We start from the raw sequence: 13,388 nt of genomic DNA, 5'->3' as shown, positions 1-13,388 counted from the left end.
AGGTGAAATTGACCATAGTATGCAGAGTAATTTTATTTTACCTTTGATATAAATCAACAACCTGGAAAATGAGCAAATTAAAACTACAAGTACAAATTTCAATAGATGGTTTCATGGGCGGACCCAATGGAGAATTGGATTGGATGAACATGGATTGGAGTGATGACATTAAGGAATATGTGACAGCACTCACTGAACCAGTAGAGTGTATGGTATTAGGTAGAAAGCTAGCGGAAGGTTTTATTCCATACTGGTCGTCGCAACCTACTGAAGAAGGTGCAGAGAAAATTAACAATACTCACAAGGTGGTCTTCTCAAAAACACTCGAGAAAAGTCCTTGGGACAAAACCACCATTGCCTCTGGAGATTTGGTTGAAGAAATAAATAAGCTGAAAGCTGAAGCCGAGGGAGATTTAATAGCCTATGGCGGATCTGAATTTGTATCCTCACTAATTCAGGAAAACCTTATAGATGAATATCACTTGTTTATTAATCCGGCAGCGATTGGAAAAGGCTTGCCTTTATTTGGTAAGCTGGGAGCTAATGCACAATTAAAGTTAATTGAAAACAAGCAGTTTGAATGCGGAATTATCTTGGCTCACTATCTGCCTTTAGTGTAATTTAGTTAAGCCGCTTTAGAAATACGTATACATTTCTAAAGCGGCTTTTAAATCTTATTTACCATTGATCTCAGCAATAAGATTTTCGTTATTCTTTACATAACCAAAATCACCTTGTGGGCTTTCTTTTGCTAATTTCATTGACTCTTGAGCTGTCTTAATAGCTTCTTTCTTCTTTCCTTGTTTTGCTAATATTTTAGCTTTGTTGTGCATTAACCAAAATGCCTTAGGGTTAGCAGCGATAGCTTTGTCCATCCATGCAGCAGCTTGATCAAGATCTTTACCGCTTTCATAATAATATGTAGCAGCACTAGCATATAAGTTAGGATTTACTTCACCAGTAGCGTCAGTAATTTGGCTTTTAATCTGAGCCATTACTTTGCTATCTATTTCTACTTCTAACGGAATCGAAACTAAAGTCTTCTCCCATATAATGTCAAGGTTGGCAGAATTATTAGTAAGATCAGTAAGGTCCATTGTAAAAGTTTCCACTGGCTCTGTCAATTTCTTAGCAGGTACAGTAAATCTTACTAAATCTTCATCTTGATTGTAATTACCAGCACCCCATAGAGAAGTATTTTTGTGAACAATTACAGTCCATTCTTTTTCTCCAGGTATGGTGTAAAGTGCATATGTTCCTGCAGGCACGTCTTTACCTCCAAATTTCACAGCGTCACCAAAGGTAATTTTAGTAGATGCGTTTGCTCCTGTTCTCCATATTTCGCCGTAAGGCAATAAATCTCCAAATACTTTTCTTCCTTTTAATCCTGGACGAGAGTAAACTATTTCTACTTCAGTTAATCCTACTGTTTGCTTTAATGTAGCTGTAGGGCTAGGTTGTGGAATGTTGATTTGGGCATAAGCACCGATGCTCGTGATCAAAACCAGAGCAGTTAGTAATAAGTTTTTCATTGTGTTGTGTTTTAGTTGTTAGTCCACGATATACCGAAGTAGAACTGCGAAGCTCTGCAATGTCTACCATGCAATATTTCATGGGTTTTAAAGTTGATTATTTTGACTAACGAAAAACGGATTTTTTTGTTAATGTATCGATATGAAATTGAAGAAATCATTTTTTGAACATGATGTAGTTACAGAAGTGGCGAGGAATCTAATAGGGAAAAAGCTTTGTACTAACATCAATCAAGAATATTGTGCTGGGATAATCGTTGAGACAGAAGCATACTCACACCTGGAGAAGGCATGCCACGCTTTTATGAGTAGGAGAACGCAGCGTACTGACACTCTCTTTATGGACGGAGGTACTAATTATGTATATCTATGCTATGGCATCCATAAGTTGTTTAATATAGTGACTAACAAGGAGGGGACAGCGGAAGCTGTGCTGATTAGGGCTGTGGAACCTGTGGAGGGAGTGGAGGTAATGATGAAAAGAAGGGGGACCTCCAAGTTCGACGCCAATCTGACATCTGGTCCCGGAAAACTAACTCAAGCTATGGGTATAGATCTTACTCATAACAAAACAGATCTGGACAGTGATGAAATATGGATAGAACCTGGTGATAAGGTTACTAACGATATGATTGAGACAAGTCCCAGAATTGGTGTAAGTTATGCATTGGAAGATGCTTTATTGCCTTGGCGGTACACCCTGAAAAATAATAAATGGGTGAGTAAGGGGAATAATAAATACGATTTTAAATTGAATAGTTGATGTACTATATTTGCCACGATGAATAAGATTATCTGCCCCGTCGATTTTTCAGAAACCTCTCTGAACGCACTAGAATATGCTGTTGCTATTGGCAGGAAATTCCGTTCTACAATTACCCTATTACATGTTTTTACTGAGTCTGATTTTAATAAGATTTTGGATGAAGAGTCCTTAAAGAAATCTTTTAAAGAAAGGCTAAGTATGGCAGAAGCTAAGCTCAAAGGCTTGACAGATACGATAAACGCTGATTATCAGCAAGATAAGGTGCAGTGTGATTATCAGCTGGAGTTAGGCGATTTAGTAGGCACTATTTTGGAATCTATTAAAAATGGTGGCTATGATTTATGCGTAATGGGTACTACCGGAATAAGCAAAGCAACAGAAGTTATGTGGGGCAGTAATACGGAAGATGTAATAGAAAAGGCTAAAATACCTGTTCTATGTGTTCCTGATGAAGCCACATTTAATGGTTTTTCCCGATTAGTGTATGCTTCAGATTTTATGAAGGAAGATAAGATGGCTATACAGTCTGTAATATCTTTTGCAACCATATTTGATGCTAGAATAAGTGTACTCCATATTAACACTGGCAACAGCGATAAGGAATACAAAGAGTTTATCGACGATTTAAAGAGTTTTATCCAGTATCATAAAATAAACTTCGTGAATAAGGAGTTTAAAGATGAGATAGGCCTTGGAATTCAGGAGTTTATGCAGACCGACAATAGCGATCTGCTGGTAGTATTTAAAAAGCAAAGAAGTCTTGTGGGAAGCATTTTTCATAAAAGTATTACTAAAACATTATCACATTCGTCAGATAGACCATTGCTGGTTTTGAAGTTGGCCTAATGGTTCCCATTAATTTTTATTGAAATAATATGACATTTAAATATGGCGCTCTTACCGTACTATTTTTTATAAGTATGGCTGCCGGAGCTCAAAATACTGATAGAATTTTATCTAAAGTAAACTCTCAATATGATGAGATTAACCCTGTCTTGTCACCAGATGGACAGCATCTTTACTTTACACGAAAAAACCATCCACAGAATGTAGGTGGAGTAAGAGATGGAGGTGATATATGGGTAAGCCACCTTACCGCAGACCACCAATGGTCTGAGGCAGAGAATGTTAAAGAACTGAATACTCGAAACTGGAATGGTGTGGTTGGCTTTACTGATAACGGTAATACTATCATCTTGCATAATCATTATAAGGAGGAGGATGGCCTTGTGAAAACACAGGGAATAGCCCAGGCTACTAAAAGTAAGAAGGGGTGGTCAGCACCGGAGGATATTCAGATTCCTTATTTTAAAAACCTTTCATCTAACCATGGTGGTTATATTTCAGAAGATGGTAAAGTACTCATTTTGTCCATGGAATCTTACGGAACCAAGGGTGGAGAAGATATTTACGTATGTGTAAAAGGACCAGATGGAAAATGGGGTGATCCTAAGAACCTGGGTTCAACCATCAATACTAAATTCCAGGAATTCACGCCATTTTTATCGGATGATACAAAAACCTTATATTTTGCTTCCAACGGCCTTTCAGGAAAGGGGAGCAGCGATATTTTCGTTTCAGAACGACTGGATGATAGCTGGAGAAATTGGTCTACACCAAAAGGACTAGCAACCATAAACACGAAAGGAAGAGAAACAGGATACCGTGCTTATGAGCAATTTGCTCTGTATGCATCTACCACTAGCAGTGATGGATACAGCGATATAAGATTCTACACAGAAAAGCCAATTGATTCTATCATGGTGGCCGAGGAGGTTGAGCCTGTTGAGGAGGTAGAAGAAAGTATTGAAATTGAGGAGGTAGCTGTGGCACCAGAAACTAATCCTAATCAGGTGACTATGTACGGTAAAGTGCTGGATGCAGAAAGTAGCCAGTCAATCAACGCCATAGTGACTGTTTCAGGACAAGATGGAGCCTTCAAGAAGGAGGTGACAACAGCTCCAAATAATGGCTACTATTCATTAGCCATAGCGGCATCTGGTAAATATGAAATAAGAATTGATGCTCCTGGCTACATCAGTCAGAGACAATCTTTGGAGGCAAATACCTCTGAAATGAAGCTTTTGGAGATGAACTTTGATCTGCAGCCTATTTCTGTGGGAGCCACGGTAAAGCTTGAAAATGTTCTTTTCGAGCAGTCTAAGCCTACTATTTTAGAGAGCTCTTACCAAGAACTTGACTTGGTGGTTGATCTTATGAAGCAAAACCCTGATATGAAGATCAGATTAGAAGGACATACAGATAACAGAGGTATTCCTAAGTATAATCTGAAACTGTCTAAAAGTAGAGTCGAAGCGGTGAAGGAGTATTTAGTAGATCATGGAATTGCTTCAAAGCGTATTTCTGGTAAAGGTTACGGAGGCACCAAGCCTATTGCTAACAACGATGATCCTATGACTAGAAAACTTAATAGAAGGGTGGAGTTTACAATTCTCAGGAAATAAAATCATAAAAGTTATATCCAAAGAAGTGATTTAATGGCTGCTTTGGATATAACTTCTAAATCAGTCCTTTCGTCTCCAAGGCATCTTTTATCTGCTGATGGCTATTCCAGAAAGTGCTTTCTATCTTCTTCATCAGCTTTTTATAGCGAGGTAGTTTTTTCAAGTCATCAACTACCGGATCTACATCCATTAATAGAATCCAAAATTGGAAATCCTTTTGGTTAGAGAAGTTCTCTAAATGGTCTAAAGCTTTTTGCTCATCATTTTTATAAGCATAGTAAACCGATAAGTACAGGTCTTTGTACATGGTCTGATCATTCTGAGCATATTTCAGAAAGCGATCAGAAAATTCTTTCGCCTTATCCGGCATACCCAATTTTTCATAAATCACAGCCAGATTAAGATCTTGGTTGTTATAGATATCCAGGTGCTGTGATTCTTTTAGTTGAAGGTATCGATCATAGTAAACATTGGCGCTGTCGTAATCACGCATGTAATAATAGAGCTTGCCTATTTCTTGGGTGATGTCCATTCGAGTGGTGTCTTTATTTAACTCTTTTATAAGAGCCGCTTTTGCTTTAGGTGCATCTTTATCCTTAGCAAAATGGATGTACACCTTGATGTAGGCATAAGGGTTTTCAGGATAATAAGCCAAAGATTTATTAATGTACTCCAGGGATTCATCGAAAAATCCGCTCTGTAATAAGGCATTACTAAGGTGGAGGTATACGAAACTGGTTGTTATAGAGTCTTTGCTTCCAATATCCAATTGAACACCTCTCAGTGCATATTCCAGGTATTTTGAGGTGTTAGGCATGTGGCTGGTATAGAAGTCACTTAGAAAGTTGATGATGGTGACGGAGTTAGGATTGTACTCCAGTGCCTTTTCAAGATAGGTTACTGCCTGACGATATTGCTTGCTTTGCATGTAGAACATTCCTTTGGCTAACAAGCTTTCAGATGACTTGGCATCATATAAAAAGGCCTTATCCGCGCTTTCCCCCAGTTCTTTCACATACTTTGGATTGTCTTTATAAATGTCCAAATAATAATAGGCCATGGCCTGGTTAGCGTAAGCTCTTGAAAACTCCGGATCCAGCTTAATGGCCTGGTCAAATAATTCAACAGCCTTTCTTAAATCAGCATCCTGATAGGTATAGAAAAGGTCTTTCCCTTTTAGAAATAAATCATATGCCTCAAGATTGTCTGTTGGTATCTGCTCTATTCTTTGTTGCTCTTCCGGAGTGATGATGGCCTCAATTTCCTTCGCTATATTTTGAGCAATCTCCTGTTGGAGTTTAAAAATATCCCCTGATTCTCTTCTGTATTGTTTGCCCCACACATGACGATCCGTAGCCCCCTCAATTAGCTGAATATTAAGCAGGATATTGTCTCCAATCTTTTGTCCGCTGCCTTCTATGATGTAGCTTACTTGTAATTCTTCTGCTATTTCAGGTGCTGTTTTGTTGGTGTTTCTATATTTCTCAGATGAGGTCCTGCTGATTACCTTCAAGTCTTTAATCTTCTGAAGATCATTTAAAGTAGACTCCATCAGTCCGTTAACCAAGTAAACATTAGTGGAGTCGTTACTATCATTCTTAAAAGGAAGTACGGCAATTGATTTTTCCAGTTGTTGGGGCTCAGGTGGAGGTAAATCTTTTGTATAAAAAGCAAAATACCCTACAGCTAATAAGCAGAGGATAAGAGTAGCAACGGCCACACTTCTAGCTGTCTTTTTCTTGGGGTTTTTCTCAAAAGTGGTGATTGGCTTTTCAGGATTTTCCGTTAAAGGTTCAGATGTTTTCTTTCCCACTTCACCGGGCGGATATCCGAAATGCTCCCTAAAACATTTTATGAAATAGGATGTACTACTAAAGCCCACCTGATAGGATACTTCCGATACGTTATGCTGGTTTTCTTCGAGCAATCGCATAGCATGCTCTAATCGTATTTGCCGAATATATTGACTAACTGAAAGCTCCAACTCTTTCTTTACTCGCCTAAGTAAGTTAGAACGACTCATGTTCATGGCGTCAGCAAGTTCGGATACTCCAAACTGTTCATCAGACAGATTTAACTCAATCTTATTTCTGAGTTCTGCTAAGAAATTATCGGCCATATAAGTAGTTCTTTTCTCAATGTTTATCCCAATTCAAATTGTCTTCTTGTGACTTGAAAGAAAGTGAATATAAACGGCAATTTATGGATATCTGCATCATAATTTATATAGATGAGTCATAATTTATACCCTCTGAGCTAAAATTGATGCTTTTGTGACTTTATGTGATAAGCCTTCCGCAGCGTGTCCAGCTACCTTTACATCATCAAAATTTAACAAACGAAGCCATTCAATAATGCTTCAATTATTAAGAATCATATAACTAACATTAACATTATGAAAAAGCAAAATTCACTTAGCTATTTAATCTTTATGATGGTATTTGCCATTGCTGCTTGTAATCCTTCAAAGGAGAAAGCACAAGGTGTAAGCAACACCACAGAAGCTCCTTCGGTCGATATTCACACTGCTGTAATATCTGGCAATACGGAAGCTGTGAAGCAGCATATAAAAGCTGGTACTGATCTAAATCAGGCTGAGCCTATGGGCGGATCAAGCCCTTTAATTTCGGCTGCTGTATTTAATAAGCCAGAGATTTTTAAATTATTGCTGGATGCTGGTGTGGACATCGATTTTCAAAATAACGATGGATCTACTGCCCTTCATTCTGCAGCATACTTTTGTCATCCGGAATTAGTAAAGATGTTATTAGATAAAGGCGCTGACAAAACCATCAGAAATAAATATGGTGTTACCGCTTATGAAACTGTGGCAGGACCATACAGTGAGGCAGAGCAAGGTTATAAAATGATGGCTGACATGTTGGCTCCGGTTGGCCTAAAGCTTGATTTCGAAAGAATAGAAAAAACAAGGCCACAGGTAGCCAAAATGTTAATCTAATAATTATGGACAACAGAAGGTTAGACATTGATTGGCTGAGAGTGATTGCCATCGGCCTACTTCTTATATATCATGTAGCCATTGGTTTTCAGCCATGGGGCATTATGATAGGCTTCATTACCTCCAAAGAGTCGTGGCAGGCTCTTTGGGTGCCTATGTCATTATTGAATGTATGGCGCATTCCATTACTCTTTTTTGTGTCAGGAATGGGCGTATATTTTGCTTTGAGAAAAAGAGACTGGAAACAACTGATAGGAGAGAGGACTTTGAGAATATTCGTTCCCTTCTTGTTTGGCGCATTATGTTTGGTTCCTATTCATTGGTATATCTGGCAGAACTATTATGGTTACACAGTTTCCTATAACCCTAACCCTGGTCATCTGTGGTTTCTAGCCAATATTTTCATCTATGTATTGGTGTTGTCTCCTTTGTTTATATACATCAAGAATAACGCTGAAAGTGCCATAGTTTCAATCATTAAAAAAGGTTTTAGCAGTATCATCGGTGTGCTGGTAATGATGTTAACCTTTATTGTTGAAGTGCTGCTGGTTCAGCCTAGTCCATTTGAATTATACGCCATGACGTGGCATGGCTTCTTTCTAGGTTTTCTAGCCTTTTTCTTTGGTTTTTGTTTTGTGCTGGCAGGCACACCGTTCTTACAAATGATTTCTAAATGGAAATGGGCGTTTTTGGCTTTGGCAATTGCACTGTTTGTTTACAGACTACCAAAAATAGCGGGAATGAACTATCTACTATCCATTGAATCTAATTTGTGGGTTCTGGCGCTGTTGGCTTTCGGAAATAAGTACTTAAATAAAGATATACCAGCGCTAAAATATTTAGGTCAGGCGGCCTATCCCGTTTATATTTTACACATGATATTTCTTTACATGGCTTCTAATATCATTTTCCCTTTGGAGATTAATATAGTAGTGAAGTTCTTCATGGTATTGATTTTTACGTTTGCAGGTTGCTTTCTTTCATTTGAAGTGATAAGAAGAGTTAACCTACTAAGGCCATTATTTGGTATGAAGATGAAAAAGAGGGAGGAGCCAAGGCTTGTACAATCTGTTGAATAAAAAAAGGTCTCTCATCAATGAGAGACCTTTCCTTTATATCTTAATTGTAATTACTTACAAGTAGTAGAGTATTCGTAAATGAATTTTTCAAATTCAGACCATTTAGGATCTGCATTATATTTAGCTACTAAATCAGGGCAATCAGAGAATAGCTCAGCCATTTCTTTTTTGTAGTCCTTTTTAGTGATTTTTTTAGCTACTTCTTCACCTTCTTTTTTGATGTAGTAAGACTTGTCTAGACCACCAGCCAATGTCATTCCACCTACACCTACACCTACAGATTCTTTTGCATAAGGATCATTATAAACCTTAATTTTACCACTGAAAGTAGGGTTTACAATCTGTAGCATACAATTCACTGTTTTTTTCTTAATCTGAACTTTAGAAGATTCCATGTATAAATAACCGTCTTGTAAGTGCTCAGAAGAAAGTTCGTTATCTCTAATCTTAGTCAAATCGGTTGCCGCATCCATCTTGGCTGAAAGTTTGGCCAGATTAGATGGTGGTATGTACATATGGTCAATTTGCTCAGGGTTAATTTTTTCTTTCTTACCTGTTTCAGCATTAACGAATTTAATATCGTCAATAAGTCCTTTTTTGAAAGATAGGTTTTTCAACGTTCCTTCTAATTCCTTACCGTCCTTTAGAGTAATGTAAGTAGTTTTCTTTCCAGAAAAACCATTGAAACCGGGAGAGAATGTTTGAGCCTGAGCTACAAATACCCCCATAGCAAGGGCAGCGGTCAGTAAAAATTTGTTTTTCATCTTTAATAATTAAGTTAAAAAATAGTATGTGTTAATAGATGCTAGGTAAGATATAAAAACTTTTTAAAAACAGTGCTTAGAATGTAATAAATTGTTTGTTAAATCATGTTAGGGTAATCTTACCTTTATAAACTTAAAATTTTTACTGAATACGTGTGAATTTGTAGAGGTAACTAATTAATAATTAATACCCTAGGGCGGTATCATCACCGCGAAAATCAGCGCCACCTTCCAGCTTGCCGTCAGGTAGCACTAGAATAGCATCTACTCTACCTATACTACCTCTTTCTTCGATCACATAGCCCATTTCCTGCAGTTGTTCCTGAGACCTATTGTCAATGGCATTTTTCTCAATGAACAAATTATCAGGAAGCCACTGATCATGAAAACGAGCCGCATTAACCGCTCCCTGCATGCTCATGTCATACTCAACCACATTGATAATGGTCTGAAATACAGAGGTTATGATGGTACTTCCACCTGGGGTGCCTACTACCATATATAGTTTATTATTCTTTTCTACGATAGTTGGAGTCATGCTGCTTAACATTCTTTTAAAAGGGGCTATGGCATTGGCCTCTCCGCCAATAAGTCCGAACATATTCGGTACACCTGGCTTGGAGCTGAAGTCATCCATTTCATTATTAAGGAAAAAGCCTGCACCTGCCACTCTTACTTTTGAACCAAAACCTCCGTTTAAGGTGGTGGTCACTGATACAGCATTTCCTTCAGCATCTACCACAGAAAAGTGAGTGGTCTCCTCACTTTCATAATAGGAAAAGTCGCCTGCCGCTATTTCATCACTTGGTGTAGACTGGTCTGCTTTAACATCTTTTAATCGATCCTTTAAATATTCCTTGTTCAACAGCTCCTTTTGAGGTACTAAATAATAATCAGGATCACCAAGGTGTTTTGCTCTGTCAGCATAAACTCTCTTTTCAGCTTCAGCCATATAATGGATGGCTTTAGCGCTGTGAAAGCCCCATTTTTTCAAAGGTAAATCTTCCACCATAGTCATTAATTGCATAAGAGCGATGCCTCCGCTGGAGGGTGGCGGCATAGAAATAATTTTATAATCTTTATAGGTGCCCGTTATAGGAGTTCTCCATGTAGAATGGTAATTGTTTAAATCCTCTGCAGTTATAATTCCGCCGCCGCGGTACATTTCAGCTAATAGTAGCTGAGCTGTTTCTCCAGAATAAAAACCGTCCCGTTTGTTATCCCGAATCCGTGTTAATGTCTTGGCAAGGTCAGGCCATTTAATGGAGTCACCTTCTTTCCATTGGTCTGAGATCCAGCCTTGTTCTGTGGTAATGTTCTGAGCTAGGAAGTGGCTGTAATTTCTATTAAGGCTAACGGCTTCATTTTTAGTTAGAAGAAAGCCGTTTTGTGCCAGATCGATGGCTGGTTGCACGAGCTTTTCCCATGCCATGGATCCATATTTCTCATGTGCTTGCACCATGCCATCCACTGAACCTGGTATGCCTACTGCCAGATGCCCTAAAGTGCTCAGGTTTTCTACTACTTCACCATTGCTATCCAGATACATATCTTTATGAGATGCCAGGGGAGCGGCTTCTCTGAAATCCAAAGCATCAGTTTCTCCATCTTTAGATCGATAAACCAAAAAACCACCACCGCCGATGTTACCCGCTTCAGGGAATACTACGGCCAAAGCAAACTGAACTGCAATAGCAGCATCAATGGCATTTCCTCCGTCATGCATAATTTTTACTCCCACCTCTGTGGCTAGCGGGTGAGCACTTACCACCATGGCACTATCTGCAATGGTTCCTTTTTCTACTAATTTTTGAGATGTTTCCGGAGTGGTACAAGCTACAACTGCAGCTATAACAAAGAAGGTAAAGAGTTTTGAATACATGTCAATGGGTTGATCAATTGGCCTAATATAGATGATTAGAAGTGGAAAATATAAAATATGATGCCATTTATAAATATTATCACTTATATTGTTCAGCAATTACAAATTTTATGGAAGTAGGCCTCAGAGAACGTAAGTCGGCTAAAATTAAATTAGACATTTTAATTTCATCTAAACAGCTGGTGGGTAAAAACTCATTTGAAGAACTGTTTGTAGATGATATATGTGAAAAGGCTGGTATCTCCAAGGTGACATTCTTTAAATACTTTCCACAGAAGGACGATGTCTTACTTTACTACTTGCGTATTTGGTGCCTTGATCGGGCCATCGACTTGCATCATAATCCAAAGGAAGGTATAGCCGGAATCTATTTTCTGTTTGATAAAATGGCCGAAACCATTGAGAAAAACCCTGGTTTGATCTTAAACTTAATCAGCTATTTTACCAGCCTTAAAAGACCGCCATCACCTTTTCCATTAAAGCCTGTAGAGAGAGAAATCTTGTATCCAAATGAAAAGGATATTAAGAAAATTGAGATTCTCTCCATCCCTCAGATGATGGAGAAATTCCTTTTGGAAGCCATTTTCAAGAAAGAGATCACCACTATTAGTGATACTGCAGATTTGGCAAATCTATTTGTGTCTCTCATGTACGGATCCATCGTAAGATCACACATGGCACAGATACAGCCTTTGAAAATGTTCTTCAGAAAGAATATAGATACTTTACTGCGAGGCTTGAATTAGTCTTTGTTAGAGAAGAAAATTCCTTTTACGTATTTACCAAATGCCTTTCTTTCTTCCTTATCGGAAAGTAAAGATTTCACTTGATCTAAATACCCACCAAAAGTCAGTTTTTGATCGCTTGCTTTTACTTCAATGGTGGTCTCTTTCTGGGTGGCAGGTGCCTTTGGCTTATCGCTGACTTGCTGTTTGTCAGCAGCAGGTTTTTTATTAGGGTCCAGATCATCAGCTTTTTGAAAAGATGCTTTGGACTTTTCTATATACCCTAACTTCTCTTCTATAAGGCCTTTGTTATTAAAGGCAATGGCATCTTCCGGGTCTAGAGCAATAGTTTTGTCGTAGTCTTCTAATGCACCTTTTAAATCACCAGACTTTTCTCTGATGTAGGCTCTGCTGGAATATCTGAAGGGTTTATTAGGCTCTAGCTCTACGGCTTTATCTAAATCTGCTATGGCTAGTTCATTATTTCCATTGAGATGGAAAGCTACGGCTCTTTCGCTATAGAAGAAGGCATTACTATCATTTTGGGCAATTAGATCATTAAAGTCATTAATGGCTTGCTCTAATTTCTGTAAGCGCACATAACTTTTAGCTCGGCTGTAAAGTGCTTGAGGGTGAGACGATTGTAAGGAAAGTGCTACACTGTATTTCTCCACGGCTTTAGAATACTCTCCAGCCTTATCAAGTTCTATCCCTTCATTAATGTATTCCTGTGCTGTCTGGCTCATTGATCACTTGCTCTGTTTGTGTAGAATCAGAAACTATAGGTTCTTCTTCCTTATTCTTTTTAATCTTTGGAGGTTTAGATTTAGCAGGTTTCACTGTTGGGCTTTGTTTCAGGATTTTCACCTTTACATACTTCACTCTCTTCCTCTTTTTATCATTCTTTCTATCAAAAAACCGATGTCTGTTTACAGGCTTTACATGCTTCACGGTGATATACTTGGCATTATTACAGCCAAGCAGCATGAAAAAGCAAAGGGTTAGTATGTAAAAAAGTTTTTTCAAGTGCATATCCAACAGAACGCAAAATAGCCTGTTTTTATTGACAATAGAAAATGCTTTCTCTTCTAAGTGTTTATATAATCTATATTCGGTATTAAAAAAGTACCCTAAATAGAGAACAATTTAGCTTTTCAATCCTTTCTAAGGTGATATGTGAATGACAGGCAAAAAAATATTTGAATCATTCATTTTA

13 protein-coding genes are annotated in these 13,388 nt (G+C 38.1%); 7 read left to right on the top strand and 6 right to left on the bottom strand.

The window, feature by feature from the left end:
* The first annotated feature begins 68 nt into the window (after window positions 1-68).
* Window positions 69-620: a dihydrofolate reductase family protein gene (locus tag LVD16_RS18095; RefSeq protein ID WP_233769690.1), complete on the top strand. Its 552-nt coding sequence runs from the start codon at window positions 69-71 to the stop codon at window positions 618-620.
* Between the two features lie 54 nt (window positions 621-674).
* Here LVD16_RS18095 and LVD16_RS18090 read toward each other — a convergent pair whose 3' ends face one another.
* A complete protein-coding gene (locus tag LVD16_RS18090; protein WP_233769689.1) occupies window positions 675-1,532 on the bottom strand; it encodes a DUF2911 domain-containing protein in 858 nt (285 codons plus the stop codon).
* Between the two features lie 142 nt (window positions 1,533-1,674).
* Between LVD16_RS18090 and LVD16_RS18085 the strand changes: the two genes are divergently transcribed.
* The 3 genes from LVD16_RS18085 to LVD16_RS18075 are packed head-to-tail and all read left to right on the top strand — an operon-like array spanning window position 1,675 to window position 4,763.
* Complete coding sequence (locus tag LVD16_RS18085; protein WP_233769688.1) at window positions 1,675-2,295, top strand: DNA-3-methyladenine glycosylase; 621 nt, start codon at window positions 1,675-1,677, stop codon at window positions 2,293-2,295.
* An 18-nt stretch (window positions 2,296-2,313) separates the two neighbouring features.
* A complete protein-coding gene (locus tag LVD16_RS18080) occupies window positions 2,314-3,144 on the top strand; it encodes a universal stress protein (protein WP_233769687.1) in 831 nt (276 codons plus the stop codon).
* Window positions 3,145-3,173: 29 nt separating this feature from the next.
* Complete coding sequence (locus LVD16_RS18075) at window positions 3,174-4,763, top strand: OmpA family protein (RefSeq protein ID WP_233769686.1); 1,590 nt, start codon at window positions 3,174-3,176, stop codon at window positions 4,761-4,763.
* Window positions 4,764-4,818: 55 nt separating this feature from the next.
* Here the strand turns inward: LVD16_RS18075 and LVD16_RS18070 are convergent, their stop codons facing one another.
* Window positions 4,819-6,882, bottom strand: coding sequence for a helix-turn-helix domain-containing protein (locus LVD16_RS18070; RefSeq protein ID WP_233769685.1), 2,064 nt, complete (start codon window positions 6,880-6,882; stop codon window positions 4,819-4,821).
* A gap of 276 nt (window positions 6,883-7,158) precedes the next feature.
* Here LVD16_RS18070 and LVD16_RS18065 point away from each other — a divergent pair, with 276 nt between their 5' ends.
* Both LVD16_RS18065 and LVD16_RS18060 read left to right on the top strand, forming a co-directional pair.
* Complete coding sequence (locus tag LVD16_RS18065; RefSeq protein ID WP_233769684.1) at window positions 7,159-7,722, top strand: ankyrin repeat domain-containing protein; 564 nt, start codon at window positions 7,159-7,161, stop codon at window positions 7,720-7,722.
* A gap of 5 nt (window positions 7,723-7,727) precedes the next feature.
* Window positions 7,728-8,801 (top strand): acyltransferase family protein, encoded by a 1,074-nt coding sequence (locus LVD16_RS18060; RefSeq protein ID WP_233769683.1) that lies wholly within the window; start codon window positions 7,728-7,730, stop codon window positions 8,799-8,801.
* A 50-nt stretch (window positions 8,802-8,851) separates the two neighbouring features.
* Here LVD16_RS18060 and LVD16_RS18055 read toward each other — a convergent pair whose 3' ends face one another.
* Together LVD16_RS18055 and ggt are read right to left on the bottom strand one after the other, a co-directional pair.
* Window positions 8,852-9,565, bottom strand: coding sequence for a hypothetical protein (locus LVD16_RS18055; RefSeq protein WP_233769682.1), 714 nt, complete (start codon window positions 9,563-9,565; stop codon window positions 8,852-8,854).
* 184 nt (window positions 9,566-9,749) lie between these two features.
* Window positions 9,750-11,447 (bottom strand): gamma-glutamyltransferase, encoded by a 1,698-nt coding sequence (ggt, locus tag LVD16_RS18050; RefSeq protein WP_233769681.1) that lies wholly within the window; start codon window positions 11,445-11,447, stop codon window positions 9,750-9,752.
* A 110-nt stretch (window positions 11,448-11,557) separates the two neighbouring features.
* Between ggt and LVD16_RS18045 the strand changes: the two genes are divergently transcribed.
* Entirely contained in the window at window positions 11,558-12,193 is a 636-nt protein-coding gene (locus tag LVD16_RS18045; RefSeq protein ID WP_233769680.1) for a TetR/AcrR family transcriptional regulator, read from the top strand.
* Here the strand turns inward: LVD16_RS18045 and LVD16_RS18040 are convergent.
* Both LVD16_RS18040 and LVD16_RS18035 read right to left on the bottom strand, forming a co-directional pair.
* Entirely contained in the window at window positions 12,190-12,918 is a 729-nt protein-coding gene (locus LVD16_RS18040; protein WP_233769679.1) for a tetratricopeptide repeat protein, read from the bottom strand. The two genes, LVD16_RS18045 and LVD16_RS18040, sit on opposite strands and share 4 nt — an antisense overlap.
* Window positions 12,890-13,198 carry a hypothetical protein gene (locus tag LVD16_RS18035; RefSeq protein ID WP_233769678.1) on the bottom strand — a complete coding sequence of 103 codons (309 nt, stop codon included), beginning with the start codon at window positions 13,196-13,198 and terminating at the stop codon, window positions 12,890-12,892. Before LVD16_RS18035 ends, LVD16_RS18040 begins: the two co-directional genes overlap by 29 nt.
* Window positions 13,199-13,388: the final 190 nt, after the last annotated feature.

The organism is Fulvivirga ligni, from assembly GCF_021389935.1.
Lineage (GTDB): Bacteria > Bacteroidota > Bacteroidia > Cytophagales > Cyclobacteriaceae > Fulvivirga > Fulvivirga ligni.
The sequence above is the reverse complement of the archived record's forward strand: the minus strand, read 5'-3'. Positions and strand labels throughout refer to the sequence as shown.

What these genes read in the sequence shown, in the direction of transcription:
- LVD16_RS18095 (WP_233769690.1), top strand. Translation starts at nt 69, where the DNA reads ATGAGCAAATTAAAACTACAAGTACAAATTTCAATAGATGGTTTCATG.
- LVD16_RS18090 (WP_233769689.1), bottom strand. Translation starts at nt 1,532, where the DNA reads ATGAAAAACTTATTACTAACTGCTCTGGTTTTGATCACGAGCATCGGT.
- LVD16_RS18085 (WP_233769688.1), top strand. Translation starts at nt 1,675, where the DNA reads ATGAAATTGAAGAAATCATTTTTTGAACATGATGTAGTTACAGAAGTG.
- LVD16_RS18080 (WP_233769687.1), top strand. Translation starts at nt 2,314, where the DNA reads ATGAATAAGATTATCTGCCCCGTCGATTTTTCAGAAACCTCTCTGAAC.
- LVD16_RS18075 (WP_233769686.1), top strand. Translation starts at nt 3,174, where the DNA reads ATGACATTTAAATATGGCGCTCTTACCGTACTATTTTTTATAAGTATG.
- LVD16_RS18070 (WP_233769685.1), bottom strand. Translation starts at nt 6,882, where the DNA reads ATGGCCGATAATTTCTTAGCAGAACTCAGAAATAAGATTGAGTTAAAT.
- LVD16_RS18065 (WP_233769684.1), top strand. Translation starts at nt 7,159, where the DNA reads ATGAAAAAGCAAAATTCACTTAGCTATTTAATCTTTATGATGGTATTT.
- LVD16_RS18060 (WP_233769683.1), top strand. Translation starts at nt 7,728, where the DNA reads ATGGACAACAGAAGGTTAGACATTGATTGGCTGAGAGTGATTGCCATC.
- LVD16_RS18055 (WP_233769682.1), bottom strand. Translation starts at nt 9,565, where the DNA reads ATGAAAAACAAATTTTTACTGACCGCTGCCCTTGCTATGGGGGTATTT.
- ggt (WP_233769681.1), bottom strand. Translation starts at nt 11,447, where the DNA reads ATGTATTCAAAACTCTTTACCTTCTTTGTTATAGCTGCAGTTGTAGCT.
- LVD16_RS18045 (WP_233769680.1), top strand. Translation starts at nt 11,558, where the DNA reads ATGGAAGTAGGCCTCAGAGAACGTAAGTCGGCTAAAATTAAATTAGAC.
- LVD16_RS18040 (WP_233769679.1), bottom strand. Translation starts at nt 12,918, where the DNA reads ATGAGCCAGACAGCACAGGAATACATTAATGAAGGGATAGAACTTGAT.